The sequence below is a fragment of the Marinobacter sp. V34 genome, from assembly GCF_055524115.1.
Map to the genome: position 1 here is coordinate 415,439 of NZ_JBUPZY010000002.1, position 26,602 is coordinate 442,040.

Sequence of the window (26,602 nt, forward strand, 5' to 3'; positions counted from 1 at the left end):
GTGGTTCTGCCAGTCTTCCGTTTACCAGTCGACCCCATAACTTACCATGACCGAACGGCCTGGTGCGGTGGTGTACTGGGTGTCGAAATTGTAGATCTGCGAGATCACCGGGAAGTAGTCTTCATTCAGCAGATTGTTGATGGCCAGCGTGATATCCCCATTGCCGGTCCGCCATGTGCTGGTCAGATCCAGAACGGTAAAGGACTCCACCTCGCCCTGACCAAATCCGCTACCGCTAAAGCGGTCTCGATCACCCACGACCATGGCCTGAAGGCGATTGCTCCAGCGCGCAGTGGTATCGTGCTCCACATAGCCTGTGAGCTTGAGTGGTGAGATCCGGTTGCCGGCAAGATAGGTGTCGTAGCTGCCGTCGTCGTCAGAATCGACTTTGCCTTCCATCCAGGTAAAGGTACCGCCGGCACTCAGATCGCGGGTGGGATAGGTGTTTAGCTCCGCTTCGAAACCATAGATACGCTCTGGGCTGCGCATCACGGGAATGGGCTCGTTTGCATTCGCGGCGACCAGGCTGGTTCCCAGTTCAGACTCACTGTAGAACAGCGTCAGCGCGAGATCGGCGCGATCCCAGACGGCCTCGGTGCCAACCTCGTAGTTGTCGACCACCTGTGGTTCAGGACGGATTTGATCCAGCGATGTGCCCTGCTGGGGCTGGCGCAGGGTTCGGCCAATCTCGGGCACCGTAAAGCCCTGGGAGAAGCTGGCAGTCGCTGCCCAGACATCGTTCACCTGATATCGGGCCCCGGTATTGAAGACTGTTTCACTGTACTCCAACTCACCGCCTTCCACGTCCGCACCAAACACCGTGGTGTAGTCGTCCACCTCGAACCAGAATTTTTCGTAGCGAACACCGGCGTTAACGGTCCACTTCGGATTCAGCCGAAGTTCCGCCTGCAGGAACGGAGCCACACTGTTCTGGTCCATTTCAGGTACGAACATACGTCCGTCTTCCAATGGCTGAGCTGTCGTTTCCATCAGTGTATCCAGGCCCCAGAGCAGTTTGGCGCCGGACATAACCTCAAATGGCGTCTCAAAGTCGAGGCGGGAGCCGATGCGCTCCGATTCGGTCAGAGACTGCCCACCCCCGGGATAGAAGGTGGCGAAGTATCCGAAGCGGGTCATGTAATCGCGATAATACAGTTGCGCACCCAGCGAGGTATCGCCGAACAGCTGTCGGTCACTGTAGGTCAGGTTCACGTTCAGGTTTTCAGTGCCCTGATCCTTGCCGCCCGGGTCACCTTTCACAGCGCGGGTTTTCTGCTCACCGTACACGCCTGCTTCGAGGATGTAATCGGTGTCCTGTTTGATGTCGTAATAACTGGTGGTCAGTTCCAGGCGCTTGTCGACGTCAAGGTCGAAGCCGAGCTTTGCCAGCACATCGAACTCGCGGGAGTCGGCAATGCCCCCCTGGCCGTTCGGGTCCGGCGGGATACGGTCGCCATCGGCATCGAAGAAATTAGCGCGTTTTTCGTAGGAGCCTCGGAACTGGTAGTCAAAGGCTCCTGTACCACCGGTCACGCTCTGGGATAGCCCGAATTGTTCGCTGTCCTTGATGTGCTCGGTGGAGAAACCACCATTCAGTTCGGTGCGGTATAGCGGGGCACCTTTCTCGTTCTTGCGAGTGATGATGTTGATGATGCCACCGGTACCGCCAAAGCCGTATACACCATTGGAACCCCGGATCACTTCGATGCGCTCGATCGATGACGGGTCAATGGAATTCAGTGAATGCAGACCATCGCGCAGGCTGATGGTCTGGGGGATGCCGTCAATCAGCACGAACAGGTTTCGGCCACGTAGCGTCTGCGCCACACTGGTTAAACCGTGCGTAGAAGGAGACAGGCCTGGAACGGTTTTGGCCAGAATATCGCCCACGTTGCCACCCAACGAGGACTGTTTGTCGATGGCGTCTCGGTCAACCACGGTAACCGCACCGGGGTTGACGTTGAGGGAGTCGAGGCCACGAGTAGCCGTTACTTCAAGGGTATCAAGGGATTTCGGTGCCTGATCGGTGCCTTCCTGAGCAGTTGCGGTTGTAGCGCATCCAAGCGCGAGGACCAGGGAATAGCGTAGTGGGTTGGGTTGCTTGAGCATTGTTATCGGCACCTGATGGTTATTTTTAGTCACGGTGCGGAAGCTAAACTAAATGTAATCGATTATCAATACTAATTGTATTGTAACAATGGCCGGTTTTCCGTGTCGGTGAAAGAGCAAAGATGATGAACTTAGTTTGCCTGTGGAGGGTGAAGTGAACAAACCTGGACTATTGATGTACCTGATAACGCTCGTCGTAATCATGCCGGTGACCGCTACCGCCGACGAAGCTAATTTTGACCCGTTTCAGCGTCTATTGACGCAACATCTGACAGAGTCGACAACGACCGAGGGTGGCCTGGTCTCCGCATTTGACTATGAGGCGGCCCTGGCCTCATCACAGACTGACGCTCTGCTGGCGGATCAGCGTGACCGCCTGGCAGATTTCGATACCGGTACTCTCGACGGTGAGGCTGAATCCGTCGCCTTCTGGGTCAACGCCTATAACTTTTTCATGATCGACCAGATCCTGACTGAGCGGCCGAACGGAGAGCTCGTCGACTCGGTCTGGGACTACGGGGGTCGCGTGAACCCGTTTGTGGACAGTGTGTTCGACCGGGAAAAATTTCAGATAGGCGGGCAGGAATACAGTCTGAACCAGATGGAAAAAGACATCCTGCTCGGTGAGGAATACGCGGACAAAGGCTGGAAGGACGCGCGAGTCCACTTTGCGGTGAACTGTGCCTCTGTTGGTTGCCCTCCATTAAGGGATGTGGTTTACACCGCCGACAACCTGGAAGGCCTGCTTGCGGAGAACACCCGTCGTGCCTTTGCAACAGAACGCCATCTTGAGATCAAGGGCGACACACTCTATGTCACCGAATTGTTCAAGTGGTATGAGGATGATTTCGTGGAGGCTTCCGGCTCGCGCAAAGCGTTTATCGAGCAGTGGGTGGAGTCGTCGGTGGCAGATCGGGTTGCAGACACGGCAGACATAAAACTTATCGATTACGACTGGTCTCTGAACAAGCCTGCCAATTTCACGGAATTCCGCTAGCGGGATTGCGTTTGCAAGCAAGCCGCTACTCCTGAGAATAGCGGCTTTTGACGCTGCAGGTTATTCTGCAGATTCTTTCACACTTGGCACCTTCTCTACGTCTACGGTTTTATTGGGGAAGCTTCGCGCTTCGTTTACCCGGTCGGCCTTGCCATTCATGGCAAGTGTGACATTGGCAGAGAATAACAGCGCAATGGTGGTGAGAATCAGGGTCATTTTTTTCATGGCTTGTTACCTCGTGTTGCTGACGAAATGCGGGGCGTTCCGAGGAACGGTCACTCCGCGCTTACGAGGTATAGACACCGGACTGTCTCTTTTCGTTACAGGGTTCATTGAGGTTGGGAGGAAAGATCAGAGATTTGCATATAAATAAACGGCATAGAACCTCACCTATGCATTCCGTTCTATTGGTTTCATAATAACCGTTCAAAATGAACAGAAAAGGAGAGTTGCCATGAGTCGACTGTCTGCCATTGTTCTGGTCTTTGCCAGCTCACTGGTTATGGCTGCAGGTAATGGAACGACGCCTCTGGTGGACGCCGGTTGGCTGGAGGACAACCTTCACCGGGACGACCTGGTGGTTCTGGATGTGCGTTCCGGCATAGATAATGGCGGCGACCGCAGCAGCTTCCAGGAAGCTCACATCCCTGGATCCCTATACAGCAGCTACACCGGCGATGGCTGGAGAGAAAGCCGGGATGGCGTCTCTGGGCTGTTACCACCCGTCTCCAGCCTTGAGCGCCTCATCGGTGGCCTGGGCATCAGTAATGACGATGCCGTGGTGATTGTACCTGCCGGCACCGGAGCGACGGATTTTGGCAGCGCTGCCCGGGTGTACTGGACGTTTCGGGTTCTCGGGCACGATGAGGTGTCCATTCTTAACGGCGGCTTTGCCGGCTGGAAGGCGGAGGGATTCGAGATTGCCAGCGGCGAGAGCAATCAGCGTGCCGTTACCGACTTCATAGGTTCGCTCCAGCAAAATCTGATTGCCTCTCTGGAAGAAGTTGAAGAAGCACGCGGCACCCAGGCACAACTGGTGGATGCTCGGCCAGCGGATTATTTTCGCGGCGAGAATCAGTCGCCAGCAGCGAGGGCGCCAGGCACTATCCCTGGTTCCAGAAACCTGCCCCACGCAGGCTTTGTAGGTGAACGAAACAGTGCCTGGTACCTCAATGAGGACAGCATCACCGCGCGGGTGAATGAGGCCGAACTGAACCCGGGTACGCGCACCATCGCCTTTTGCAACACTGGTCACTGGGCCGCCACAGACTGGTTTGTGTTGAGTGAGTTGGCGGAATTTGAGGAGGTTGCGCTTTACGACGGCTCCATGGCGGAGTGGTCCCAGGACAGCGACCGCCCCCTGCAGGTTGCCAAAAAAGGCCTCGGCAAGTTACTGGATTTTTTCAACTGATCTGAACGAGTGAATGCTCATGGTTGATTCCGCTGTCCTCCAACCCGGGCTTGAGCAGCCCGGCTGGCAGGTGGACCGATTCATTGTCTCAACGGCGCTGTTGGGCCTTGCCCTTCTGGGTGGATTGATCTGGCTGGAAACCGCGCCGTTCATGGTGGCGCTGTTTGTGATCGGTACCGTATTGGGCATGGCCCTGTACCACGGTGCCTTCGGCTTCACAGCAGGCTGGCGTAACCTGGCGGTGAAGAAGCGCGGCGCCGGCATGCGCGCCCAGCTTCTGCTGTTCGGGCTGACCTCCCTGATCATGGTGCCGATGCTCCACAGCGGCCAGGCAGGGCTGGTGGGCGCCGTTGCACCGGTAGGCTTGTCCCTGGTGGTGGGCTCTTTTCTGTTCGGCATCGGCATGCAGCTGGGCGGAGGTTGCGGCTCGGGTACCCTGTTCACCGTGGGAGCTGGCAATATCCGCATGGTGGTCACATTGGTGTTTTTTATCGCCGGCGCGGTCCTGGGCTCCCTCCATCTGCCCTGGTGGCTGGACCAGCCTGGCTATGATCCGGTGCCTCTTGTGAACACTTTCGGCGTCAGTGGCGCCATTCTGCTGCAATTTGTGGGGCTCGGGCTGATTACCTGGTGGGTCAACCGCATTGAGCGTAAGGCACATGGTAATGTTGAGCGCGGCGAGTTGCTCTGGAAAAGCCAGGGCCAAGGCGTGATGAGAACCCTGTTGAGTGGTCGTTGGCCATTCACCTGGGCCATTCTGATCCTGGCCGTTGGCAACGCCCTGACACTGGCCATAGGCGGTGCGCCCTGGAGCATCACTTTCGCGTTCAACGTCTGGGGCGCGAAAGCCCTGGAAGTGGTTGGCGTAAACATGGCCCAGTTTGAGTTCTGGACCTGGGACTACCCTGCCATGGCCCTGAAGGATTCGGTGCTTACCAATATTCCGTCGGTGATGAACTTCGGGCTTTTGCTGGGGGCCATGCTGGCGGCGGGCCTGGCCAACCGGTTCAATGAAGCCAGCCGCAACCGCCCCGAAGGTCGCCAGTTCCTCGCTGCCGTGGTGGGTGGTTTGCTGCTCGGTTACGGTGCCCGCCTGGGCTTTGGCTGCAACATCGGGGCGCTGTTCTCCGGCATTGCATCGGCCAGCTTGCACGCCTGGGTCTGGTTTGCCAGCGCGTTTGTCGGATCACTGATCGGCATTCGCCTGCGGCCCTGGTTCCGGCTGCCAAACTGAGACGGGAGGACGTTATGGAGCGCGCTTACAGTCGAACCCGTATCGTAATACTGTTGGGGATTATTCTGGCGCTGATCCTGGCGGACCACCTGAGAAGCCCCACTTTTGCGTTCAACTCCGGGCAAGGCAATGTGGAAACGGCGTTGAGCCAGCGGGATGAGACAGCATGTGCCCCATGCGGAGCGCCTTGCCCGTCAACCCGGGACTGACTACGTTCTGACAAGCCAACCGGTTTAGCCGGAGGGAGGCAAAGCAAATGAACAAGGTATGCGTTGTGATGGGTGTAGGACCGGGCAATGGCGAGGCCTTTGTGCGACGGTTCAGCGATGAAGGCTACCAGGTGGCGATGCTGGCGCGCAGTAAAGATTACCTGCTGCAGCTTGAGCAATCGATATCCAACACCTATGCCTTTCCCTGCGACCTGATGGAACCGGAACAGATAGGTTCGGTACTGGCTTCGATCAGGGACAAACTTGGGCCCGCCTCAGTGCTGCTTTATAACGCGGGTGGTGGAGTTTTCAAGAGCGTCGAAGACGCCAGCCTGGAGGACTTCGAAGCCAACTGGCGAATCAATGTCCAGGGTCTGGTGGCCGCCACCAAGGCGGTCTTGCCGCAGCTACGGGAGCATGACTCGGCCAGTATTGTCGTTACCAGTGCTTCGGCGGCGACCCGCGGACGGGCAAACACCGCGCCATTTGCTTCGGCAAAAGCCGCCCAACGCAGTCTGGCGCAGTCGATGGCCCGCCAGCTCGGGCCGGAGAAGATCCATGTGGCTAGCGTTGTGATTGATGGTGTGGTGGACCTGCCTCGTACCCGCGAGGCGCTGGCAGACAAGCCTGACGATTTCTTCGTAAAACCAGCTGCGGTAGCGGACGCCATCTGGAATCTGTGCCAGCAGCATCCGTCCGCCTGGACCTTTGAGCTGGACATCCGGCCGTTTGGGGAAACCTGGTAACGGCGTTAACGCCTTCGTTCATACCGGATTGGTGGCCAGGATCTTCTTCAGAAAGTCCTTCGTTCGGGGATCTTTTGGGTTATAGAAAATCTCACTGGGCGGCCCCTGTTCCACGATTCGACCGCCGTCGATGAATATCACCCGGTCGGCGACATCCCGGGCGAAGGACATTTCGTGGGTGACCACCATCATGGTCTGACGCTCTGACGCCAGCTGTTTCATCAACCCCAGCACTTCTTCCACCCACTCCGGGTCCAGGGATGACGTGGGCTCGTCAAACAGCATCACTTCGGCACCAGCGGCCATGGCGCGGCCGATGCCCACCCGTTGCTGCTGGCCGCCGGACATGGACGCCGGATAGGCATCGGCCTTGTCAGCGAGGCCAATCTGCTCGAGTATTTCCCGGGCGCGCTGGTAGGCCTTTTCTTTCGGCCAGCGGTCCACCACGAGCAACCGTTCAGCAATGTTCTGCAATGCGGTCTTGTTGGAGAACAGCGCATAGTTCTGAAAAACAAACGCGGTTCGCCGGCGCATGGAGAGGATGTCCGCGCGGCTGGCGCGGTTCACATCCACGGTCAGATCACCCACGGTCATGGTGCCAGCGGTGGGTTGTTCCAGAAAATTGACGCAGCGCAACAGCGTGGATTTTCCGGTGCCCGACGGGCCAATGATGACAACGATTTCGCCCTCTTCAATGGTGAGATCAATCCCATCGAGAACCACCGTCTTGCCAAAATGCTTGCTCAGTGATGCCAGTTTGATCATCGGCTGTAGGCCTTGTTCAGACGGATTTCCAGGTAGTGCTGAAGCTTGGAGAGCATCTCAACGACGATCCAGTACATGATAGCGGCGACGATGAAGGCCTCGAAGTACAGGAAGCTACCCGCGGCCTCTTTCTGGGTGGCACCCATCAGCTCGGTAACCCCCAGGGTAAATGCCAGGGAGGTGGCCTTGATCATGTCGATGAAGTAGTTCATCAACGTGGGCAGTGCTACCCGGGTGGCCTGGGGTAGGACAATCCGGCGCATTAGCTGGCCGTTGGTCATGCCGATCGACAGGGCGGCTTCGGTTTGGCTGCGGTCCACACCCATGATCGCGGCTCGTATCGATTCCGCCATGTACGCCGAAAAGTGCATGGTCAGGCCCATGATGGTCGCCGTAACGCCGTCGATGACCGTTAATGCACTGACCAGTTGCGGCAGCCCGTAATAGAACAGGAACAACTGCACCAGCAGCGGAGTGCCCCGGAAAAAGGAAATGAATACGATGGTCAGCTGATTAAGTACCGGAATGCCCAGCACACGAACGACGGCAAACAGGCAGGCAAGGATCAGCGCCAGCACCATCCCGACGCCGGCCAGCTGCAGGGTGAGGGGCAGGTACCCGAGCAACACAGGTACCAGCCCAAGCATATATTCGACGTTCAGCACGTCCATAACGAGTCAGGCCTTGGTGGCGCCCCTCAGGGCTGGGTGATGTTGGTGCCGAACCACTTCTCTGAGATGGACGCCAGGGTTCCGTTGTCCCGCAGGGTTGTCAGGGCCTGGTTCAATTCATCCCGCAGGGCCCTCCCCGCTTCAGTATCAGGGAACGGGTAGGCGTTGGTGATCTGTGAGAATGTCGGGCCGGCGAGTTCCAGAGGCAGGGGCTTGTCCTTGATGATTTGGCTGGCGCTGACTCGATCCATCACGAAAGCGTCCACCCGGCCCAGTGCGGTGTCCCGCTCCAGGTTGCTCTCGTAGGTTTTGATATTGATTTCGTCCGCATAGGGCAGTTCCCGCAACAGGGCCTCGAAGTTGGAGCCCAGGTTTACGGCGACGGTCTTACCTTTCAGATCTTCCACGCGCTCGACCTCGGTGTTGCCTTCCTTGGTCACCACCTGAGCACCGTCATAGACATAAGGCTCGCTGAAAATGTACGCCTTCTGGCGTTCTTCGGTGATGGTGATCTGGTTGGCGACGGTGTCGATGCGCCCGGATTCCAACATGCCAAACAGGCCAGAGAAGTTGGCGGTCTGGTACTGGATTTCGCGCCCCATTTCCTTGCCCAGAGCGTTCATCACATCGACCTCGAAGCCTTTCAGTTCATCCTGCTCCACAAAGGTAAACGGGAAATACTGGCCAGACATCCCGACTCTCAAGGGGGCATCCTGGGCGTGCAGAGCTGCGCTTGCGAGCAGCGTAATTATCGATAGCGTTTTGATCAGTAGTGTTTTCATAAAACCTCCTTCCGGCGTGCATCCTATCTGAAGCATAGTCTGGGGTGAAAAATGGGCAATGATACACATCATCAGCCTTTAACAAGTCTTTCGATATCCATAAGGATATCAGGGGCATCGGTTACCCGCGCCAACCAGCTCAGGGGTATGCCACGTTCCCCACCCACGCCGTAAATTGCCGCCATGGCCGGCCCGATGATCCACGCACGCCCACAGGAGTCGCCCCCACACAGGATGTTGGCACGAACGGCTTCCGTAAAGCCCGGGGCGTGGTTCAGGACATGAAAGATCACTGGCATTGCCTCATGCAGATAACAGGTGCGGCCAAAGGTGTCGCCAGCGCCCGGAGCATCCAGAACGGAGCCGGATCTGGCCTTGTTGAGGTGTTGCGGATCCGGTGCTTCGCGGGTCGCGGCGTCCAGGGCCGCTGACAGGGGTTCACCCCGGAAAAGATGGTCCAGTAGTCGCGCTGCGCACCTCGCCCAGGCCACGGCTTCATCGTTGTGATTGGTCACCCGGACGGCGGCCTCCGCTACTACCATCAGTCTCTCGCTGCCACAGTAGCAGGCCACTAATGGCGCCAATTTGGAAACCGCCGGCAGTTGCATGTCGTCGGCGCCGCTTTCCGCCAGCAGGTGATGGTCGATTGTTGTGGCCAGATGCACGCCGGCTTCCTGTATCTCCGGTTCCTGGTAGGTGAGGCTGATGGCCTTACGGACCGGGTCAGCCAGGTGAACGCCTCTCAGGCGGCGGGTGTAGGGTAAAACCTTCTGCACCAGGACTCGTTTCTGTCTGTCGGTCAGCTTGGCGGTAGTGGTCGATTGAGCTTTTTCGATGGCATTCTGCTCAATGGTGTCCAGATTGTTAAGAGTGACCCGGGTCGGGTTGTCGATATAGCCCCGCCAATCACCACCAGGGCCAAAGAAATCCCGAAAGCGGCGCTGGTAATCGCGGATATCCAGCTTTCCTTCATTGGCCAGCAGGCTGCTAGTCAACACTCCCGTAGCTGCGCCGTAATGGCTGACATCGCCAGACTGTTTGCCATCATGGGCAAAATAACCGAAGCCTCCGGTGAAATAGTCGGCCTTCGGCGGCAGGAACTCCGGTGACTGGCCAGCAACCTCACAGATGCGTTGGCTGTCGTAAAGCCAATGCAGCCCGAGGCTGGCCGCGTCTGCAACCCAGCCTCCGGAGAGAGCGGCAGTTATGGCGGCTTTTCCGTTCCAAGGTGTTTTACCGGTCATCGTCATTCCTTATTGGTCGTGTTCAGAATTGACGGTACTGTCTTTTCCTCGTTTGCGTCCGTCCTGTGATTCCGGGCACTGATCCCGGTCTAGTTGGTCTCCGCCCTCTTTTTGATCTCATCCTCGATAATCCAAAGCCGGTCCTGGCCCCAACAACTGACCGCCCCGTAACGAAAGCTGGGAACGCCCCATAGCCCGCAGTCATACATGGCTTTACGGTTCTCCTCCGCCCACTCTCGCCAGCCCTGATCGCCCAATAAAGCCTTGGCCTTCTGCCAATCCAGGCCGGCTCGTTCAACGATCATTTTCAGGCCGGCATCGGTTTCGGAGCGGATGCCCTCGGCATTGACGGCCCTGGCGTAGGTAAGCATGTAGTTGGTCTCGCGACCGAGTGAGCGGGCGTATTCAAACAAGGCATAGCATCTTTCCACGCCGGGTCCCAAAGGATCAGCGACGAAACCATACGGAATGCCCAGCTTGTTGGCCTCTCTTTTGGTGTCGTGGAAGATGTACCATTTTTTAGCATCCGGTACCGACTGCCCACGCATCACCATGGGCAGAACCGGACGGAGTTGAAGAGGAATATTCCACGCCTTGGCCAACCGGACCGCTCGCTCCAGACCCAGATAGGAGTATGGGCTGCGGATGGAGAAAAATACCTCAAGGGCGGTGTCGGTTGCTCTGTGGTCGTCAGCCATGCTGGGGGCGCTACTCGTCAATTCAGACCATGTGCGCGTAAACACGGCTGAATTGGAGGCATCGCGATTCAGCCCCTGTTCGGTTAAACACCGCTCAAGATGGTCTAGCCGGTCAACGCCCCAGAACCATTCACCCAGGTACCTGGTCATACTGCCCTGGTAGTGTCCGAGTTGCCGGAGCAATCGTTCATTCGAAGATAGCCTTGCCTGGTCATACCTTTCGGGCGCTGTGTCTGGTGGTGAGTCGGAATCTGAACTCCACAGATCGGTTAGCACACGGACCGCGGTCTTCAGTCCGTCATCGGTTTTCTCTGCTTCAAGCAGATGGGCCGTTGCAGCCATCAGTTCCGTCTCTGAGGGCGCCGTAGGGCGGTCTGGAGACGTGAAGCCGTATAGTTGTGCGATCCTTTCGGCGTCCTGTTGAGCCCATGAGTGCCAGAGAGTTGGCTCAGGGTACATGTCGTCGTCCAGTTGCCAGACGGTGTGGAGCCGGAAGCGCACATGAAAGCGTCCCTGCAGTTGGATCAGGGCCTGCAGCAGAGGCAGACCAAAAGGATCACGGGGATTTATGAATACCTGAACAAGATCACGCTCGCCCCGCACCTTGGCCCGGATGTTGTGAAGGGAGCGTTGCAGGGAATATCGCGGCGCACTGGAAAGTGCACGGGCGAGCCAGGGCATAACATCGGCTTTGACCGGACGGCGCATAAGGTCGTCTCTTTGTTGTTATTGGTTAAGTTGAAGCCAGCGCGCCAGTTGCGAGCCGGGGTGTCGGCTGATGGACCACGGCAACCATACCATCACAGCCAGGATAACCGCGCCTGCGGCGACGGTAAGTACCGGATTCAAGGTGAACGTGTTCCCCAGGCCTGCAAACACCACCGTCATTGGCAGCATGCCAACGAAGGTGGCGATAGCGAAGCGCCAGGACCTTATGGCGGTGACGCCGGCGGCATAACTGATCAGGGCGAACGAGAAAACGGGAATCAGCCGGGTCAGCAGAATGGCAATGGTCAGAAAGCGTTGCGAGCCATCCCGTGCAAGCACAGGGTTGTCCGGAAACCGTTTGCAGATCACTTCGCGTCCGAGGCAACGGGCAATCCAGAACGCCGCCATGGCACCCAGCAGCGCCCCGGTTGCTGCGATGGCTGTTCCCTTAAGCACACCAAACGCCAGACCCGCGGTTGCACTGACTGGAAGCGTGGGAATCGGGCCTATCACAACCGCCATCGTCATCAGCAGCATCAGCAACAGTGGGCCGGCAGCCCCCTGGCTTTTCAGCCATTGTGCAAGGGCATCTGGAGACAGGTCCGCAGGTATTCCCAATATCTGTAGCAACCACCAGGCACCTGCCAGGGCCGCAATTACTACAACAACGATGGCGATTCTCAGTGTCATCCAGTGCGCTCGTCTACAACCAGAAATGATGAATCAGGGACAGATCGGAACGCCCATTGTTACAGGGCCGGTCACAAAGATCACGCGACCCCGGAAAATTGATCAGATAATTCCTGTTTCGCTGTAACAGTTGCAATCCTCATGTGTCGGTATCCGTGAAACGCCAGTAAACGGGGCCCTCGGAATCTTTGGGCAGTGAGTTACCGGAATGGAGAGCGCGACAAGATGACTCGGCACTATTGGATGGGTGGAAACCGGTCTTACGAGCAGGACCGGTTCTTTGAGCACTATCTCGACAAGTCCCTGTGGCAGAAAGCGGATGGCCCCGAACAGTGGGACGCCTGCTGGTATACCGGCATGCCGGACCCCCACTATTTCGCCGACGTAGGGCCGAAGAAAAAGATTAACCACATACCCGGCAACGCTGCCCTCACCGTCAAGAGCCGGCTATACCGCAGCCTGATGGATCTGCGGGAACGGGTGCAACGGCAGGAGAAAGGCAGCAGGCATCTGACAGACCGCCTGGAATTTGTGCCCCGGGTTTTCTCCATGCCCGAGGATTATCATGCCTTCCAGGAAGCGGCGCTGGAGAACTCGGGCAAGCGCTGGATACTCAAACCCAAGAACGCCGCCCGTGGCAAAGGTATTCGGTTGGTCGGTGACCCAGCCGAGGTGCCCATGGAGCCGTCGTGGATGGTTCAGGAGTACCTCGAGAACCCCCACACTATGCACGGCAGGAAATACGTCCTGCGTCTCTACGTGCTGGTATCTTCGGTTTCACCGTTTCGCGTTTACCTCTATCACCAGGGGTTCGCCAAGCTGGCCTCGGCACCCTACGACGAAGAGAACGCCGATAACCCATACAGCTATCTGACCAACCCCGACGTCAATGCCCTGAATCTGGACGCCGAAGTGCCGGTGGAGTTTGTGGATTTTGATCGTTACCGGGCCTGGCTGAAGGCGCAGGGCCATGACGACGAAGCACTGTTCGCCAAAGTCGAGGACATGGTTGCCCTGACCTGTCTGGCAGCGCTTGAAGCCATGCGTGAACGTTCCCGGGTCATCGGTGCCGACACCAGCGGCTGTTACGAACTCATGGGCATTGACTGTCTTATTGATGACAGTCTTAAACCCTGGGTCCTCGAATGCAATTTGAGCCCTTCCCTTGAGGTGTGTGCTGGTCCGGAAAGTGGGGGCGACATCGAAGAGTCCATCAAGGGTGCCCTGGTTGCCGACATGGTTGAATTGGTGGGCCTGAATCGCCCGGTCGACGAGGATTCCGCATGCACAATGGTTGAGCGACTGGTGAGGGAAGCGCAGGATGAGTTGGCCCGCAGCGGTGGCTTCAGGAATCTGATACCGGGGGCGAATCCGTCGGCATACCTCCCGTTTATGGCCCTGCCACGGCTTTCGGACTGGGTTGTCGCACAGGCGCTGTCGGACCGCCCTCTGCAACAGCCTCAGCTTGAGAGATGGTTGGCTGAGGATACCTTCAGTGAGGATCAGGTCTATCTCTATGACACCCGCCTGGGTCATCTGAGCAGCCTGAATGAGACCGCTTCGTTGATCTGGCTGATGGCCACCGAGGGCGCCGGACCAGACGACATCGCGTCCGCACTGGTCGATTCTGCTACCAAAAGCATGCCTGCCGCCCCGGATGCCTGGGCGATCCGCAACGATGTCTGGAACACGCTGGCTGAGTGGGTCAACAACCGGTTTCTGATTCAGTCGGAGGGGCAATCGGCGGCCCGGACTACTCCGGAAGCCCTGCGGTCACCGTTTCCGGAGACGTCCGCCATGATGTCGATGGTGCTGTCCTGCGGTCGCTTCCGGGCCCGGTTCTTTACCGACAGTGCTCCGCTGGTCAGTCGGATTGAAAACCTGCTTGAACCGATGGCTATTTCCGATGAGGCGGGTAAGGACTCGCTCCCCCGGCTCGAAATTGTCCGCGATACGCCGGGCTTCACATTGATTCTCGATGGCCAGGTGGTCCATTCCCGGTTGCCGCTTTCGGCGGTCGCTGCTGCGCTTGCCAACTGCCTGGCAACGCACGCCGCCAGGCGCGATGACATCGCCGTTGACGCCGGCCTGCTCGTCAGCCCCGATCAATCTGCCCCGCTGTTTATGGTCGGCCATTGCGAGCCGGCCCTGCGTGACGCGCTCACCCTGGCGCTGTCTGCTCACTGGCGTGTCGATTGTGGCCGCGGAGCACTCCTGCCGGGTTCGGGCGAGTATTGCGTTAAGGGGCTGGGGTTGCCGCTTCAGGACATCGGCCGGGAAGGCGCATTTGTGCCCGCTCAATCAGGCCTGGCCGGCAACACCGGTCAGGTACTCGCGGTACTTGTTCCCACCCAAGATCCACTTGGGAACAAAGCAGGGTTACAGGCCATGACCGTGAACGAGGCCCTCAGGCATCTGATTTCCTGCTGTTGTTCGGAAGACGGTCTGCCATTGAATACGGAAGGTTTCACCAGGCTGGCGGCCTGGCTGGAAAGCTGCGAACGCTATCTGGTGGATATGAATAATCTGGAGGCCGCTGCTGCGGCGTTGTCCGGGCGGTGTTCTGAAAGGGCGCCGAAACAGGCATCCCGGAGCCGTTGAATCCTTGCGTTCTGCGGCTCCGGGTATCAAAAGGCCGGGTACGAAACCTGGCAGTCACGTTACAACCAGAGGGGACACATCATGTCCAGAGAAGCACAGAGACACAGACTGCTCGGCAAGCTTGCCCGGGGCATGGCCTACACCGGCCCTGTAATCGCAGTCGTTATGGGTGCCTCGGCGTTCAACGTCTCAGCCGCTGATGTTACGGCAGAACCGGGTTACCTGATGCTTGCCGCCGGAGAGGCGGAAGCTGAGGGTGAAGCCGGGAAGAAAGCCTATGGCGAAGGCGAAGCGGAAGGCAAGGCCGAAGGTGAAGGTGAAGGTGAAGCAGAGGGAGAAGGCGAAGCAGAGGGTGAGGCTGAAGGCGAATCCGAGAGCTGAGCCGCTGGCCGTGTGGGCACGGGTAGCGCCTGTGCCCACACGGCCGCTTCCGGAACTTAAACGACCAACAGACAACGGATGACTACCATGACACAGCCAGTTTCAGACAGACGTCGGGTCGTGAATGATGTTGTTGAAGAGAGTGCTCACGCCATCGGGCAACTCGTCGACCTTTTGGAAGCCTTGCCCGGAAACCTCTATCGGCAACGTTTTGGTCACAGGAAACAACATGTGATTGGCAAGCACGTCCGTCACATCATTGATCACTACAGTGCCCTGTTGACGGCAACCGCGTCCCCTGGGGCATTGCTTGACTATGAAAGCCGAAACAGGGATCTGTTGCTGGAAACAGATCGTCAGGCCGCGGGCAACCGTCTTTCAGACATCCTGGAGACGTTGCGCAACAGGTTCGGCACAGAGTATGCCAACGAGCTTTCACTGCTGCACAACAGTGATGGCCAGCGACAGGTGGTAACCACCAGCGTGGATCGTGAACTGGTGTTTCTGGCCAGCCACACCATTCATCACATGGCCATTGTCGGAATGCTTGCTGAGCGGGCCGGTGTGGACGTCGGTGGCGACTTCGGAGTCCACCCCTCGACCTTGCGCTACCTGCAAAGGCAGGCGTCGGATATGGCCAGAAGCGCTTGAATACGAGCGCAAAAACAACACCACGGGAGGTTACTGATATGTCTACCAACAAACATCGAAAGGCGCTCTTACGCAAACTGTCCCGGAACCTTATGGTGTCCGTTCCCATGATGACGGTGGTGGCGGTAGCCGGTTTCAATGCTGGCTCAGGCATGCATCTCGGGTTGGTCCCATCCGCGGAAGCCGCGCAGGGTGAAGCAGAAGGAGAAGCCAAAGGTGAGGCAGAAGGTTCTGCCAAAGGAGAAGGAGAAGCCGAGGGCCGTGCCGAAGGAGAAGCGGAAGGTCGCGCTGAAGGCGAGGCTGAGGGGGAAGCTGAAGGCGAGGGTGTGTCCGCCAGCCTTAAGAAGGCGGTTCGGCGGCCCGAAGGTTACACGCCTTATCAGGGCAACGTAGCCGACCTGAGAGCACAGGGTGAGAGGTTGTTCAACGACACCAGCCTGTCCTCCAACGGCCTTGCCTGTGCCACTTGTCATGTCAACGGAGGGCTCTACAACCCGACTTTCAAGAATGAGTATCCCCACGTTGTGGCCATGGGCCAGCGTGATTTCGGTATGGATATGGTGCACCTGGATGAGATGGTTCAGATCTGCATGGTGGCACCGATGGCGGCGGAGCCTCTGGAATGGGGCTCTGAAGAGTTGGCTGCACTGACCGAATATTCACGAGTGGAGCAAAAGAAATTCATCGACAAGCCATAGCATCGCTTTGCATCAGTGAGTCTGATGTCGGGGTGCTGCGGGCTGCATCAGGAGCGTTGCGGCTACTATACTTGGTACAGCTAGAGGGTGCCGGAATTCCGATTACAGCTCAGCGGGCGGCTTACTCCGCCCACTGGAATTTCCGATAATCGAACCCTTGTTCCAGAGTAGGTTTGATGACGTCGAAATAGGGGGATGCGTCGAAATCCCGGGGCGCGAACAGAGAGTGATGGCGAATCCGGAAGTACTCGCGCTTCTGGGCGGCGCAAGCCGGATCGTCTTCTGACTCGGATAGGCTAACGGGCAATATCGGGTAACGGAGGGACTGGAATCCCTCGGCGATGAATGTGGAGCAGATCGCCCGGGTGGGATCACCGCTGCCAAGGGCCAGCAGCGAACGTCGGTAGCGGGAAGGTACCGGTGGCGTCGGGCAAAGGTAGCGTGCCAGATCCCAGACGTTTTTCAGGTCGTACTGGTGGCCGAGTCGGCTTGTCGAGTAGTCAATAAGCTTGCCGATATCGTTGTCACAGAGTCCGACCGGGCGACAGATGCGGGTATGGGTGTTGCGGTAAACCGACAGCGAGAGCGGGCGAATGCCTTCCTCAAGATCCGCCTCGATCAGTACATGGGGCTCGCCATTGTCCGCGACTCCAAGGCCTGCATTCGGCCCAAGGTAAAGAGCGGCATGCGACCAGGTTGACTGAGTCAGGTATTTGATCGCCACACTGATTCGCGTGTTGCCCTCCACCAGCAGAACATCGCCGGGCTGAAGCGCCTTTTCCAGAGCCTCCCAGGTCGATGTGCGCACAGCCTGTTCGGTGACCTGTTTCGAAAGGTAGGCGGCCAGGTGCCGTGATAGCCAGTTAATTAGCATCGGATACCCCGGTTGTTGTTTGTTGGAGGGCGGTCTGATATTCAAGACAAGCAACCGGAGTAACTGTTACAGCACCACAGGGTCGTTTTAGGCTGTAGTGGGTGTCGGTTGCCTGGTCATCGTAAGGGTATCGTAATCACGAAGCAGAAACAGTGCCGCGCAGGCGGCAAGCATGGGCCAGGCCGCAAAGAACAGAAGATTATCAAAGGGCTGCAGGTACTTCGCGAATGCGGAGAGAGTAGAAACACCGTGGAAGATCAGGATTGCGCCGTAGGTCCATGTTTTCAGCAGGCCTGCCACAAACAGCAGAATCAGTACGAGTTGCGCAACGCCAATGATGTAGAAGGCCGTTTCGCCAAGGCCACCAAGCCCGTAGAAAGAGGCGAACACCTTAATGGCATGCTCGGGTTGAACCAGTTTATCCAGGGTCCAGAACAGAAAAACAACAAAAATGCTGAGCCGGAGTAGCAACAGGGCGAGGGGTAAATGCTTGGGCATTCCTTTTCTCCTTTTAAGTTTCAAATAGTCGTCCCAGAGACAAAGGACGGTTATTGGAGTTCCATCGGCAAGCGAAAAAATGGTTCTGTCAGCCCTTGGTGTAACGCCCGCAAGGGTCAGGTGTCGTTATAGGGACTGCGTGCCCGATGCGCGACGACACGGTGGAGGAAAAACAATGAGAATTCAGAATGTCGCTTTGATGGTGTTGTGTGCCTCACTGCTGATGGGGACGCGTTTGAGTCTGGCCCAGGAGAAGAACGGGTTTGACTTGAGCAACGCGCTGATACCGGTAGATGAGATTCATCGTGGTGGGCCACCCCGTGACGGTATTCCCTCCATTGACAGTCCGAAGTTTGAGCCAGCTGGTGGTGAGCTGCCCTGGCGGGAGGACGACCTCGTCATGACCTATGACCAGGGGCAGGAACGGTATGCCTTTCCGGTCGGTATTCTGAACTGGCACGAGATCGTAAATCATGAAGCAAACGGAAAGCATGTCCTGATCACCTTCTGCCCTCTGTGCGGAACCGGTATGGCATTTGATCCGGAAGTGGAAGGCCGCCCTTTGACCTTCGGCGTTTCAGGCCTGCTCTATAACAGCGACCTGCTGATGTACGATCACAAGACCGAATCACTCTGGTCACAGATCGAGGGGCGTGCCATTTCCGGCCCTCTGGCTGGCTCAGAGCTGGAGCCTGTCGCCATTCGCCATGAGCTATGGCAGAAGTGGCGGAACCGGGTTGGTGAAAATGGGCGTGTGCTTTCCACCGACACCGGCCATCGTCGGAATTATCGCCAATCACCTTACGGTGACTACGACCACTCTGAACGGTTGTACTTTCCGGTATCCAGCACCAGTCGGAAATACCATCCGAAAACCTGGGTGTTGGGCTGGACCCACGATGGTGTAAGTAAGGCCTGGCCTTTTCCGGAGCTTGCCCAGCATGGGGATGGCGTACTTGAAGACCGAATAGGAGGGAAAAAGGTCAGCATTCACTTTGATGCAGACGTACCTTCTGCAGAGCTTCGCGATGAGTCTGGCAAACTCCTGCCAGCGACGCGGGCATTCTGGTTTGCCTGGTACACGTTTCACCCAGAGACGCAGATATTCGAAACCGATTAATCGTGATGCATGAAAGCGAAGAGGATTACGGGTCCGACGTGTCGTTTCCGGAGCGCCGAGCGCTGAGCGACTCACTGACACGCTCGTCAATCCGGCGTACCAAATCTTCGTCCGGTTGTTGACTGGAGTGGGCGCTCATAAGCTCGATGCTGGCCCGCAGACTGCCAATAAAGCTGCGGCAGCGACCGCACATCAACAGGTGCATCTTCACAGACATCACCTTCCCGGTGCTTAGTTCACCGTCAATATAATCACTGGCGATGCGAGCCAGGTCCCGGCACATTAACATTCGCCTGTCTCCCGAAATGTCTCGACCATCAGAAAGATTTTCTGCCGTGCCCGATGCAGGAGCACGCGCAGGTTAGAGGCGCTGACATCCAGAATGTTACACACGTCATCGGATTTGTGCTGATGCGCTTCGTACAGCATCAGTGCTGACCGTTGCGTTTCCGGCAACTTGGACAGGTGTTGGTCCAGGCAGTCGCTCAACGCACCGTTTTCCATCAATGCCTGGGCGGATTCGTTGGACTTCAGGCTGGGTGGTGTCGCCCAGCGGCCGTTCGGCGCGAAGCGGTTGGCGAGGTCAGGGTCCAGCGTCTCAGAAAAATCTTCATTGATTTCCCGCTTTGCTTTCCTGAGGTGATTTTTTGCACGGTTGGCCACGATGCGGTGCAGCCAGGTCTTAAGACCAGACCGACCCTCAAACGTCTGAATGGCGTCGATAACCGTGACCCAGCAATCCTGAACGATTTCCTCTGCTGAGGAGTGGTCAAGGTAATAGCGAGCGACCGCCATCATGCTGGGCGTATACAAACGTACGGCCTTTTTGAACGCAGATTGGTCCCCTGACTTGAGACCGTCGACCAGGGTGTCATCGTCAGATTGATGCGTTGCGGTTTCCATTCCGTATACCCCCGAATACCTGTGTTAGAGCGTCGTTATAAAGATGTTATTGGACTTGCGGAACTGCCTGGACAAAGGTATGTCCATGGTTACCGCCATTAGTTCCAGTTTTGATGAACAACTGCTCAAAAATATAGATGCAGGTCGCTGTAACATCCAGTGCCAGGCTGTGTCTTAAAGAGCAAGCGCATTCACCCTTAGTTTATGGACATTGCTATGAACCCAAAAAAGCTCGTTTCATTGTTGATGATCGGTGTCGTGATTGCACTGTTTATCAGCTTTGGCGGTCACGAGATACTTACGCTGGAAAACCTGCAGAGACATCAGTCTGACATTGAGCAGTGGATTAGTCAGAACCTGCTGTCCTCGGTGCTTGGCTTTGCCGGTGTGTATGTGGTGGTGACGGCTCTGTCACTGCCCGGCGCGGCCATCATGACGCTAGCCGGCGGTGCTTTTTTCGGGAATATCTACGGATTGGTTGCGGTGTCCATCGCGTCGACCGTCGGCGCTTCCCTTGCTTTCCTGGTGGCTCGGTTCCTGATGCGGGATACCCTGCGGGAAAAGTATGCGGAAACGGTTGCGAAAATGGATCGGGGCATCAGCAAAGATGGTGCATTTTATCTCGCCACCCTGCGCCTGGTACCGGTGTTCCCGTTTTTCCTGATTAACCTGGCGATGGGGCTGACAGCCATGAAGCTGAAGACCTACGCTTTGGTGAGCTGGGCGGCGATGCTTCCGGGCACTTTTGTGTATGTGAACGCAGGCACTCAGCTGTCTACGATTGAAACAAACAGCGATATTGTGTCGGCCAATATTCTGCTTTCTTTCGCGCTGCTGGGTGTATTCCCGTTGATCGCAAAATTTGTTGTCGGTTTCGTCCGAAAGCGCCGGGTGTATGCCGGCTGGCAGAAGCCTGAGTCGTTTGATTACAACCTGCTGGTGATCGGCGGTGGCTCGGCCGGCCTGGTGTCGGCGTACATTGCCGCTGCGGTGAAGGCCAAGGTGGCGCTGATCGAGAAAGACAAAATGGGCGGAGACTGCCTCAACACCGGCTGTGTGCCGTCCAAGGCGCTGATTCGCAGTGCCAAGGCGGCCGATACCCTGCGCCACGCCAATCGTTATGGCCTGGAGTCGGTGCCGGTAAAAGGCTCCTTTGCCAATATCATGGCGCGGGTGAAAGACGTCATCGCCAAGGTAGAACCCCACGACTCGCCCGAGCGCTTCCGCAAACTGGGTGTTGACTGCATCTCCGGCACCGCCAGCTTCGTATCGCCCTGGGAACTGGAGGTCGTCCATAACGACGGCCACACTGAGCGCCTGACCGCACGCAGTATCGTGGTAGCTACTGGGGGCAAGCCGGCAGTGCCGCCTATTCCCGGTTTGGCTGACATGGAACCGCTGACGTCCGACAATCTGTGGTCTCTGGAAACCCAGCCGGAACGCCTGCTGGTCCTCGGCGGTGGCCCCATCGGCTCGGAACTGGCTCACGCCTTTGCAAGGCTTGGCAGCAAGGTGATTCAGGTGGAAATGGGCGACCGGTTGTTGGCCAAGGAAGACAGCGACGTATCGGACGTGGTGAAGAAGCAGTTTGTACAGGATGGTATTGACCTGAGGTTGGGCCATGCCGCGAAGGAGTTTGCCGCCGAGGACGGAGAGAAGGTGGTTTACTGCGAATTCAACGGTGAGCGCGTGAGGATCGCGTTTGACCAGGTTCTGGTGGCCGTTGGCCGTGCCGCTCGCACCGACGGCCTGGGACTGGAAAACATTGGGGTGGACACCCTACCCAATGGCACTGTGCCAGTGGCAGAAGACATGAGCATGCGTTTCCCCAACGTCTTCGCCTGTGGCGATGTGGCCGGCCCCTACCAGTTTACCCATGCGGCGGCTCACCAGGCCTGGTACGCGGCAGTGAACGGTCTGTTTGGCGAGTTCAAGCGTTTCCAGGTCGATTACCGGGTGATGCCCTGGGTGACTTTCACCTCGCCGGAAGTGGCCAGGGTCGGCCTCAGCGAGGCGGAAGCGACGGAAAAAGGTGTGGCATACGAAGTCACCCGCTATGGCCTGGACGACCTGGATCGTGCCATTGCTGAGAGTGAGGATTACGGGTTTATCAAAGTGCTCACGCCGCCAGGGAAAGACAAGATTCTGGGCGCCGTCGTGGTGGGTATGCACGCCGGCGAGATACTGGCCGAGTTCACCCTGGCCATGAAGCATGGATTGGGCCTGAACAAAATTCTGGGCACGATCCACCCCTACCCGACCTGGAACGAGTCTGCCAAATACGCAGCCGGAGAATGGAAACGTGAACACGCACCACAAGGCATTCTCAAGTTGTTGGAGAAGCTTCATGGGTGGCGTCGTGGCATGCCGTCTGGAGATAAGGCTGGACGGGAAGTAACCACGTAAAACCATAAAGCGCAGGTGTTTACGGCCTGCACTTTTTTCGTTGCAACAATAGATTCACCGTCAACACGGAGCAGCTATGCCCCTGACTCAAACCGCCGAAAGACGTATCCCCGCCGTGGAAGTGCTGGAACCAAGGGCCCGCGACAGCTGGACCCATACCCGCAACGGCGATCCGCGCGGCTACATTGATTCCGATAAGCTCAAGGAGCTGTGGATTCATACCGGCACTGCCTGCAACCTGGCCTGCCCGTTTTGCCTTGAGGGATCCCATCCCGGCGATGGCCGTATTCCGGGCATGAAGTTGAGTGATGTGAAACCCTTTATCCACGAAGCGTTGGGTATGGGCGTGGAGCAGTTCTCTTTCACCGGCGGTGAGCCTTTCGTGATCAAGGATTTCATCAATATCCTCGATTACGCCAGCCACCACCGGCCCTGTTTCGTGCTGACCAATGCCACGGACCCGCTGCTCAAACGCCGCCACCAGGTGCTGCCATTGCTGGATAACCCTTTCCCGATCCACTTCCGCGTCAGCCTGGACTTTCCGGATCGTGCCCGCCACGACGTGGATCGGGGCGAGGGCAGCTTTGACAAGGCCCTTGAAGGCATCCGCTGGCTGGTGGATCAGGGGTTTGAGGTGTCCATCGCTCGCCAGACAGACGCGGATGAGATTCCAGCCAATGTGGAAGCGGCTTTCCGAGAGATTCTGCGGGACTGGGGCATTCCTGAAACACTGGCATTTACGGCGTTTCCTGACCTGGGCACTCCCGGCTCTGAGGATGGCAGCCCGGAGATTACCGAGACCTGCATGGAGAAATACCCCACCAAAGAGGCGCGGTCGCATTTCATGTGTACCTATACGCGGATGCTGGTGAAGCGGGATGACCGGGTGCGGGTGTATGCCTGTACGTTGGTGGATGATGATCCGCAGTACGATCTTGGCGGGACGCTGGCGGAGAGTATGGATGAGCGCATTATGTTGCGACATCACCGGTGTTTTGCGTGTTACCGGTTTGGGGCTAGTTGTTCGGCGCCTGGTTAATGCACTGCCATTCGTTGGGTAATACTAAGAAAGAACGAGGAAAAGACAGGCAATGAACTTTACAGAAGCCTCCCTGTTTTGGGGATTTTTGGTGGTTTATGGGGTGGTGATGTATGTGCTGTCGCCGAAGAGCAAAAATGCCAACTCGTTCTATAAGGGGGCGGATGATCAGGGTAACCCGGTAAGTCAGTGGTCGCTGACGGCAAGTATTTTTATCAGTTGGATCTTTGCCAAGTCGGTGACCAATGCCGCCAATCTTGGTGCGGCTTACGGTGTTACTGGTGGCTTGGCGTATGCCAGTTACTGGCTGTCGATTCCCGTGGCAGGTTACATCATCTACCTGATCCGGACCCAGACCGGTGCTCGAAGCCTTCAGGACTTTCTGACCTCCCGCTTTGGCCGGCTGGCCAGTCTGGCGTTTGCGGCGGCCATTCTGATTCGACTGTATAACGAAGTGTGGAGTAATACGGCCGTGGTTGGCGGCTATTTCGGCCTGCCGGGTGACTGGGAGTACTACAGCGCTGCCATGCTGTTTACCGTGTTCACACTTGCCTACAGCCTCAAGGGAGGATTGCGGTCATCAATTTTTACCGACGTGCTCCAGACTTTTGTGTTTGTGTTCTTTGTCGGCGCAGTGCTGTTTTTGATTGTGCCGGCCAACGACACCGGTGCCCTGCTGACTGACGGCGAATTCAAGCTCAATGCCGGTTTTGACCTGTTGCTTGTCGCGCTGCTGCAGATGTTCAGCTACCCCTTCCACGATCCGGTGTTAACCGACCGCGGCTTTGTGAACAAGGAAAAAACCATGCTGAAGAGCTTCGTGGTGGCAGGACTGCTGGGCTTTGTGGCGGTGTTTATCTTCAGCCTCGTCGGTGTTCACGCACGGCTCAATGGCATTGAGGCCATGGGTAATGCGCCTGCGGCTGTCGGGCAATCGCTTGGGTTGGCTGCGCTGTTCTTCATGAGTGTGGTGATGATGACCTCCGCGGGTTCCACGCTGGATTCCACGTTCAGTTCACTGGCCAAGTCCCTGGCGGTGGATCTGCCACGACTGGCGAAACGCGCCAAAGACCGCTTGCCGAGTGTTCGTGTTGGCGGGGTGATCATGATTGTGTTCGCGCTGCTGGGTAACCTGCCGATGTTCGCCGGCACCGACATTCTCAAGGCTACCACCATTTCCGGCACCATGGTGATGGGGTTGGCACCGGTGTTCCTGTTTTACGGGTTCACCCGCTGGTCGCCCTGGAGTTTCCATCTCAGTTTCTGGACCGGTTTGGGCCTGGGCGTACTGCTGGCAACGGGGATGATTCCCGCCAGCTGGGCCATCGGTGACGGAAAATACGCCATACTGCTGGGTGTAAACGCCTACGGTTTCCTGGTCTGTACGGCAGGCTTCTTTATGCCGCTGTTGGTCCGCCGGCTTGCCGGGCGCTCTCTGGCGGCCGGTGAAGTTTAGGAGGTGGTGGCATGACCGAGGGCCGGAGTTGTCCGCTGGCGTACCGTTACGATCCAGCGTCGCTGTGTGCTGAGCCGCAACAGGTGGCCGGGGACGTTCTGTATGTCATCGGCGGCCTGTACGGAAATCCCTATGCCCTGGATGAAATCGAGCGACTGGCACTGGCAGAGGAGCGCCTGGGCCACCGGGTGACTTTGGTGTTCAACGGGGACTTTAACTGGTTTAACGTCAGCGACGGGCTGTTCCGGGAGATCAACAATCGGGTACTGGAGCACACTGTCAGCCTGGGCAATGTGGATTACGAACTGGCTAACCCCAATGACGGCGCTGGCTGCGGATGCGCCTATCCGGACTTCGTGGATGAGGGCGTCGTGGAGCGTTCCAACGCCATCATGGAGCGGTTGCAGGGGGCGGCCGGGGAGCATTCTGATATTCAGGCGCGATTATCCGTTCTGCCCCGCTATCGTTGCCTGTTATTTGGAGGCCTAAAGGTTTTGGTGATTCACGGAGATCCTGAATCCCTTGCTGGTTGGGGGTTGGCTCATGAATCCTTTATCGCTGGAAACGAGGCGAAGCTGACGGAGTGGTTTCGAGCCAGCGGCGCTGATGTGATTGTCTCCACTCACACCTGCCTGCCAGTGCTGTGGTCGGGCACGGTGAGCGAGCGAAGTTGTGTGGTTGCCAATAACGGGGCAGCCGGAATGGGGAACCTGTTGCAGGATTCCCGCGGGCTGATTACCCGGATTGGTCTGGCGAGCCCCGTGGCTGAGCCGGTTGTCGGTCTGGAGCGCCAGGGCTTGAATGTCTCACTGCTGCCGGTGGCTTATGATGTTGCCGCCTGGTTGGCGCAGTTTGACCGGCTCTGGCCGGCCGGTTCAGCGGCCGCCGTGTCGTACCGGGACCGAATTGTCAGGGGGACTTCGATAACCGCCGATGACGTTACGTTCCCCTCTATAGGGGCCTCTATGGGGTCCTCAATGGGGTAACGAATTTGTCACTGGCGGTTGGTGTAATAATGTCTATTCTGAAGGTGAGAGGTAGCCATCGGGGCTGGCGGCCCCGGAGCGCCGACTTGAAATATATTTTGTGGTCTATATAATTTAACGCTAACTTTTTGAGGCGAATCGATCACGTTATGACATCTGAAGGCTCGAATACCGCCGCCATCAACCTCCGGACACCGGTCAAGGATGATGGCTATCGGCTTTACCAGTTGGTGGCACAATGCCCCCCGCTGGACCCCAACTCGATCTACTGCAACCTCCTGCAGTGCAGCCACTTTGCCGAAACAGGCGTGGCGGCGGAGATAGACGGCGATCTGGTCGGCTTTATTTCCGGATATATTCCCCCCCAACAGCCCGAAACCGTTTTTGTCTGGCAGGTGGCCGTTCACGAGAAAGGTCGTGGGCAAGGTCTTGCCAAGCGGATGCTGAAGGCGATTGTGGCCCGGGACGCGTGCAAAGACGTGACCCATATGGAAACCACTATCACTGAAGACAATGAGGCTTCCTGGGCGCTGTTCCGGTCTTTTGCCCGTGACATGGGTGCTGAACTGACCTACCACGAGCACTTTGAGAAAAACACCCACTTTGGCGGTAAGCACGACTCTGAGTTCCTGCTCCGCATTGGGCCTTTCACAAAGACGGCGTAGCAGCCTTCCCGAACGACCGATACCCCTGTTTGGACTAGCCGGCAGATTGCTGAGGTGAAT

The 26,602-nt window shown here is 57.4% G+C and carries 27 protein-coding genes; 15 read left to right on the forward strand and 12 right to left on the reverse strand.

The genetic code is table 11. From position 1 onward, the window contains the following. Nucleotides 1-21: 21 nt before the first annotated feature. Nucleotides 22-2,109 carry a TonB-dependent receptor gene (locus AC0B60_RS04930; RefSeq protein ID WP_465084505.1) on the reverse strand — a complete coding sequence of 696 codons (2,088 nt, stop codon included), beginning with the start codon at nucleotides 2,107-2,109 and terminating at the stop codon, nucleotides 22-24. 154 nt (nucleotides 2,110-2,263) lie between these two features. On the opposite strand from AC0B60_RS04930, the gene AC0B60_RS04935 reads away from it, so the two are divergent. Continuing rightward, the gene (locus tag AC0B60_RS04935; RefSeq protein ID WP_465084507.1) at nucleotides 2,264-3,106 is read left to right on the forward strand and encodes a DUF547 domain-containing protein; all 843 of its coding nucleotides are present in this window, start codon (nucleotides 2,264-2,266) and stop codon (nucleotides 3,104-3,106) included. A 60-nt stretch (nucleotides 3,107-3,166) separates the two neighbouring features. Here AC0B60_RS04935 and AC0B60_RS04940 read toward each other — a convergent pair whose 3' ends face one another. Next, nucleotides 3,167-3,331, reverse strand: a complete 165-nt coding sequence (locus AC0B60_RS04940; protein ID WP_465084508.1) for a hypothetical protein — start codon at nucleotides 3,329-3,331, stop codon at nucleotides 3,167-3,169. A 229-nt stretch (nucleotides 3,332-3,560) separates the two neighbouring features. On the opposite strand from AC0B60_RS04940, the gene AC0B60_RS04945 reads away from it, so the two are divergent. The 4 genes from AC0B60_RS04945 to AC0B60_RS04960 are packed head-to-tail and all read left to right on the forward strand — an operon-like array spanning nucleotide 3,561 to nucleotide 6,706. After that, a complete protein-coding gene (locus AC0B60_RS04945) occupies nucleotides 3,561-4,517 on the forward strand; it encodes a sulfurtransferase (RefSeq protein ID WP_465084510.1) in 957 nt (318 codons plus the stop codon). Between the two features lie 19 nt (nucleotides 4,518-4,536). Beyond that, nucleotides 4,537-5,751, forward strand: coding sequence for a YeeE/YedE family protein (locus AC0B60_RS04950; RefSeq protein WP_465084512.1), 1,215 nt, complete (start codon nucleotides 4,537-4,539; stop codon nucleotides 5,749-5,751). Between the two features lie 14 nt (nucleotides 5,752-5,765). Then, nucleotides 5,766-5,960 carry a hypothetical protein gene (locus AC0B60_RS04955; protein WP_465084513.1) on the forward strand — a complete coding sequence of 65 codons (195 nt, stop codon included), beginning with the start codon at nucleotides 5,766-5,768 and terminating at the stop codon, nucleotides 5,958-5,960. A 47-nt stretch (nucleotides 5,961-6,007) separates the two neighbouring features. Continuing rightward, a complete protein-coding gene (locus AC0B60_RS04960; protein WP_465084515.1) occupies nucleotides 6,008-6,706 on the forward strand; it encodes an SDR family NAD(P)-dependent oxidoreductase in 699 nt (232 codons plus the stop codon). A gap of 18 nt (nucleotides 6,707-6,724) precedes the next feature. Here AC0B60_RS04960 and AC0B60_RS04965 read toward each other — a convergent pair whose 3' ends face one another. The 6 genes from AC0B60_RS04965 to AC0B60_RS04990 all read right to left on the reverse strand — a co-directional run bounded on the left by AC0B60_RS04965 (nucleotide 6,725) and on the right by AC0B60_RS04990 (nucleotide 12,264). After that, on the reverse strand, nucleotides 6,725-7,471 hold the full coding sequence (locus AC0B60_RS04965; RefSeq protein WP_465084516.1) for an amino acid ABC transporter ATP-binding protein: 747 nt from the start codon (nucleotides 7,469-7,471) through the stop codon (nucleotides 6,725-6,727). Continuing rightward, nucleotides 7,468-8,142 (reverse strand): amino acid ABC transporter permease, encoded by a 675-nt coding sequence (locus AC0B60_RS04970; protein ID WP_465084517.1) that lies wholly within the window; start codon nucleotides 8,140-8,142, stop codon nucleotides 7,468-7,470. The genes AC0B60_RS04965 and AC0B60_RS04970 overlap by 4 nt, the downstream gene beginning before the upstream one ends. A gap of 26 nt (nucleotides 8,143-8,168) precedes the next feature. Beyond that, nucleotides 8,169-8,924 carry an amino acid ABC transporter substrate-binding protein gene (locus AC0B60_RS04975; RefSeq protein WP_465084519.1) on the reverse strand — a complete coding sequence of 252 codons (756 nt, stop codon included), beginning with the start codon at nucleotides 8,922-8,924 and terminating at the stop codon, nucleotides 8,169-8,171. 71 nt (nucleotides 8,925-8,995) lie between these two features. Then, nucleotides 8,996-10,168 (reverse strand): ADP-ribosylglycohydrolase family protein, encoded by a 1,173-nt coding sequence (locus AC0B60_RS04980; protein WP_465084521.1) that lies wholly within the window; start codon nucleotides 10,166-10,168, stop codon nucleotides 8,996-8,998. 89 nt (nucleotides 10,169-10,257) lie between these two features. Next, nucleotides 10,258-11,574, reverse strand: a complete 1,317-nt coding sequence (locus AC0B60_RS04985; protein ID WP_465084522.1) for a DsbA family protein — start codon at nucleotides 11,572-11,574, stop codon at nucleotides 10,258-10,260. 18 nt (nucleotides 11,575-11,592) lie between these two features. Further along, nucleotides 11,593-12,264 (reverse strand): TVP38/TMEM64 family protein, encoded by a 672-nt coding sequence (locus tag AC0B60_RS04990; protein ID WP_465084524.1) that lies wholly within the window; start codon nucleotides 12,262-12,264, stop codon nucleotides 11,593-11,595. A 225-nt stretch (nucleotides 12,265-12,489) separates the two neighbouring features. Between AC0B60_RS04990 and AC0B60_RS04995 the strand changes: the two genes are divergently transcribed. The 4 genes from AC0B60_RS04995 (at nucleotide 12,490) to AC0B60_RS05010 (ending at nucleotide 16,595) form a co-directional block, all read left to right on the forward strand. Beyond that, complete coding sequence (locus AC0B60_RS04995) at nucleotides 12,490-14,865, forward strand: amylase (protein ID WP_465084526.1); 2,376 nt, start codon at nucleotides 12,490-12,492, stop codon at nucleotides 14,863-14,865. 81 nt (nucleotides 14,866-14,946) lie between these two features. Continuing rightward, nucleotides 14,947-15,246 carry a hypothetical protein gene (locus tag AC0B60_RS05000; RefSeq protein ID WP_465084529.1) on the forward strand — a complete coding sequence of 100 codons (300 nt, stop codon included), beginning with the start codon at nucleotides 14,947-14,949 and terminating at the stop codon, nucleotides 15,244-15,246. Between the two features lie 87 nt (nucleotides 15,247-15,333). Continuing rightward, nucleotides 15,334-15,897 (forward strand): DinB family protein, encoded by a 564-nt coding sequence (locus AC0B60_RS05005; RefSeq protein WP_465084531.1) that lies wholly within the window; start codon nucleotides 15,334-15,336, stop codon nucleotides 15,895-15,897. Between the two features lie 38 nt (nucleotides 15,898-15,935). After that, nucleotides 15,936-16,595 (forward strand): hypothetical protein, encoded by a 660-nt coding sequence (locus tag AC0B60_RS05010; protein ID WP_465084533.1) that lies wholly within the window; start codon nucleotides 15,936-15,938, stop codon nucleotides 16,593-16,595. 121 nt (nucleotides 16,596-16,716) lie between these two features. Here AC0B60_RS05010 and AC0B60_RS05015 read toward each other — a convergent pair whose 3' ends face one another. Both AC0B60_RS05015 and AC0B60_RS05020 read right to left on the reverse strand, forming a co-directional pair. Continuing rightward, the gene (locus tag AC0B60_RS05015) at nucleotides 16,717-17,469 is read right to left on the reverse strand and encodes a YiiX/YebB-like N1pC/P60 family cysteine hydrolase (protein WP_465084535.1); all 753 of its coding nucleotides are present in this window, start codon (nucleotides 17,467-17,469) and stop codon (nucleotides 16,717-16,719) included. An 87-nt stretch (nucleotides 17,470-17,556) separates the two neighbouring features. After that, on the reverse strand, nucleotides 17,557-17,967 hold the full coding sequence (locus AC0B60_RS05020) for a hypothetical protein (protein WP_465084536.1): 411 nt from the start codon (nucleotides 17,965-17,967) through the stop codon (nucleotides 17,557-17,559). A gap of 175 nt (nucleotides 17,968-18,142) precedes the next feature. Here AC0B60_RS05020 and AC0B60_RS05025 point away from each other — a divergent pair, with 175 nt between their 5' ends. Continuing rightward, on the forward strand, nucleotides 18,143-19,087 hold the full coding sequence (locus tag AC0B60_RS05025) for a DUF3179 domain-containing protein (RefSeq protein ID WP_465084538.1): 945 nt from the start codon (nucleotides 18,143-18,145) through the stop codon (nucleotides 19,085-19,087). Between the two features lie 25 nt (nucleotides 19,088-19,112). Here AC0B60_RS05025 and AC0B60_RS05030 read toward each other — a convergent pair whose 3' ends face one another. Both AC0B60_RS05030 and AC0B60_RS05035 read right to left on the reverse strand, forming a co-directional pair. After that, entirely contained in the window at nucleotides 19,113-19,376 is a 264-nt protein-coding gene (locus tag AC0B60_RS05030; protein ID WP_465084540.1) for an anti-sigma factor family protein, read from the reverse strand. Continuing rightward, the gene (locus AC0B60_RS05035; protein ID WP_465084542.1) at nucleotides 19,370-19,990 is read right to left on the reverse strand and encodes an RNA polymerase sigma factor; all 621 of its coding nucleotides are present in this window, start codon (nucleotides 19,988-19,990) and stop codon (nucleotides 19,370-19,372) included. Before AC0B60_RS05035 ends, AC0B60_RS05030 begins: the two co-directional genes overlap by 7 nt. Before the next feature lie 216 nt (nucleotides 19,991-20,206). On the opposite strand from AC0B60_RS05035, the gene AC0B60_RS05040 reads away from it, so the two are divergent. From AC0B60_RS05040 to ectA, 5 genes are all read left to right on the forward strand, one after another. Further along, nucleotides 20,207-22,396 (forward strand): FAD-dependent oxidoreductase, encoded by a 2,190-nt coding sequence (locus AC0B60_RS05040; protein ID WP_465084544.1) that lies wholly within the window; start codon nucleotides 20,207-20,209, stop codon nucleotides 22,394-22,396. 76 nt (nucleotides 22,397-22,472) lie between these two features. After that, nucleotides 22,473-23,435, forward strand: a complete 963-nt coding sequence (locus AC0B60_RS05045; protein WP_465084546.1) for a radical SAM protein — start codon at nucleotides 22,473-22,475, stop codon at nucleotides 23,433-23,435. Between the two features lie 52 nt (nucleotides 23,436-23,487). Then, on the forward strand, nucleotides 23,488-24,891 hold the full coding sequence (locus AC0B60_RS05050; protein ID WP_465084548.1) for a sodium:solute symporter family transporter: 1,404 nt from the start codon (nucleotides 23,488-23,490) through the stop codon (nucleotides 24,889-24,891). A gap of 11 nt (nucleotides 24,892-24,902) precedes the next feature. After that, nucleotides 24,903-25,877: a hypothetical protein gene (locus tag AC0B60_RS05055; protein ID WP_465084550.1), complete on the forward strand. Its 975-nt coding sequence runs from the start codon at nucleotides 24,903-24,905 to the stop codon at nucleotides 25,875-25,877. Between the two features lie 149 nt (nucleotides 25,878-26,026). After that, nucleotides 26,027-26,542 (forward strand): diaminobutyrate acetyltransferase, encoded by a 516-nt coding sequence (ectA, locus tag AC0B60_RS05060; protein WP_465084552.1) that lies wholly within the window; start codon nucleotides 26,027-26,029, stop codon nucleotides 26,540-26,542. Nucleotides 26,543-26,602 lie beyond the last annotated feature (60 nt).

What these genes read in the sequence shown, in the direction of transcription:
- AC0B60_RS05020 (WP_465084536.1), bottom strand. Translation starts at nt 17,967, where the DNA reads ATGCCCAAGCATTTACCCCTCGCCCTGTTGCTACTCCGGCTCAGCATT.
- AC0B60_RS05040 (WP_465084544.1), top strand. Translation starts at nt 20,207, where the DNA reads ATGAACCCAAAAAAGCTCGTTTCATTGTTGATGATCGGTGTCGTGATT.
- AC0B60_RS05030 (WP_465084540.1), bottom strand. Translation starts at nt 19,376, where the DNA reads ATGTTAATGTGCCGGGACCTGGCTCGCATCGCCAGTGATTATATTGAC.
- AC0B60_RS04980 (WP_465084521.1), bottom strand. Translation starts at nt 10,168, where the DNA reads ATGACCGGTAAAACACCTTGGAACGGAAAAGCCGCCATAACTGCCGCT.
- AC0B60_RS05015 (WP_465084535.1), bottom strand. Translation starts at nt 17,469, where the DNA reads ATGCTAATTAACTGGCTATCACGGCACCTGGCCGCCTACCTTTCGAAA.
- AC0B60_RS05035 (WP_465084542.1), bottom strand. Translation starts at nt 19,990, where the DNA reads ATGGAAACCGCAACGCATCAATCTGACGATGACACCCTGGTCGACGGT.
- AC0B60_RS05055 (WP_465084550.1), top strand. Translation starts at nt 24,903, where the DNA reads ATGACCGAGGGCCGGAGTTGTCCGCTGGCGTACCGTTACGATCCAGCG.
- AC0B60_RS04965 (WP_465084516.1), bottom strand. Translation starts at nt 7,471, where the DNA reads ATGATCAAACTGGCATCACTGAGCAAGCATTTTGGCAAGACGGTGGTT.
- AC0B60_RS05025 (WP_465084538.1), top strand. Translation starts at nt 18,143, where the DNA reads ATGAGAATTCAGAATGTCGCTTTGATGGTGTTGTGTGCCTCACTGCTG.
- AC0B60_RS05045 (WP_465084546.1), top strand. Translation starts at nt 22,473, where the DNA reads ATGCCCCTGACTCAAACCGCCGAAAGACGTATCCCCGCCGTGGAAGTG.
- AC0B60_RS04950 (WP_465084512.1), top strand. Translation starts at nt 4,537, where the DNA reads ATGGTTGATTCCGCTGTCCTCCAACCCGGGCTTGAGCAGCCCGGCTGG.
- AC0B60_RS05005 (WP_465084531.1), top strand. Translation starts at nt 15,334, where the DNA reads ATGACACAGCCAGTTTCAGACAGACGTCGGGTCGTGAATGATGTTGTT.
- AC0B60_RS04955 (WP_465084513.1), top strand. Translation starts at nt 5,766, where the DNA reads ATGGAGCGCGCTTACAGTCGAACCCGTATCGTAATACTGTTGGGGATT.
- AC0B60_RS05050 (WP_465084548.1), top strand. Translation starts at nt 23,488, where the DNA reads ATGAACTTTACAGAAGCCTCCCTGTTTTGGGGATTTTTGGTGGTTTAT.
- AC0B60_RS05000 (WP_465084529.1), top strand. Translation starts at nt 14,947, where the DNA reads ATGTCCAGAGAAGCACAGAGACACAGACTGCTCGGCAAGCTTGCCCGG.
- AC0B60_RS04945 (WP_465084510.1), top strand. Translation starts at nt 3,561, where the DNA reads ATGAGTCGACTGTCTGCCATTGTTCTGGTCTTTGCCAGCTCACTGGTT.
- AC0B60_RS04995 (WP_465084526.1), top strand. Translation starts at nt 12,490, where the DNA reads ATGACTCGGCACTATTGGATGGGTGGAAACCGGTCTTACGAGCAGGAC.
- ectA (WP_465084552.1), top strand. Translation starts at nt 26,027, where the DNA reads ATGACATCTGAAGGCTCGAATACCGCCGCCATCAACCTCCGGACACCG.
- AC0B60_RS04970 (WP_465084517.1), bottom strand. Translation starts at nt 8,142, where the DNA reads ATGGACGTGCTGAACGTCGAATATATGCTTGGGCTGGTACCTGTGTTG.
- AC0B60_RS04990 (WP_465084524.1), bottom strand. Translation starts at nt 12,264, where the DNA reads ATGACACTGAGAATCGCCATCGTTGTTGTAGTAATTGCGGCCCTGGCA.
- AC0B60_RS04940 (WP_465084508.1), bottom strand. Translation starts at nt 3,331, where the DNA reads ATGAAAAAAATGACCCTGATTCTCACCACCATTGCGCTGTTATTCTCT.
- AC0B60_RS04930 (WP_465084505.1), bottom strand. Translation starts at nt 2,109, where the DNA reads ATGCTCAAGCAACCCAACCCACTACGCTATTCCCTGGTCCTCGCGCTT.
- AC0B60_RS04985 (WP_465084522.1), bottom strand. Translation starts at nt 11,574, where the DNA reads ATGCGCCGTCCGGTCAAAGCCGATGTTATGCCCTGGCTCGCCCGTGCA.
- AC0B60_RS05010 (WP_465084533.1), top strand. Translation starts at nt 15,936, where the DNA reads ATGTCTACCAACAAACATCGAAAGGCGCTCTTACGCAAACTGTCCCGG.
- AC0B60_RS04975 (WP_465084519.1), bottom strand. Translation starts at nt 8,924, where the DNA reads ATGAAAACACTACTGATCAAAACGCTATCGATAATTACGCTGCTCGCA.
- AC0B60_RS04960 (WP_465084515.1), top strand. Translation starts at nt 6,008, where the DNA reads ATGAACAAGGTATGCGTTGTGATGGGTGTAGGACCGGGCAATGGCGAG.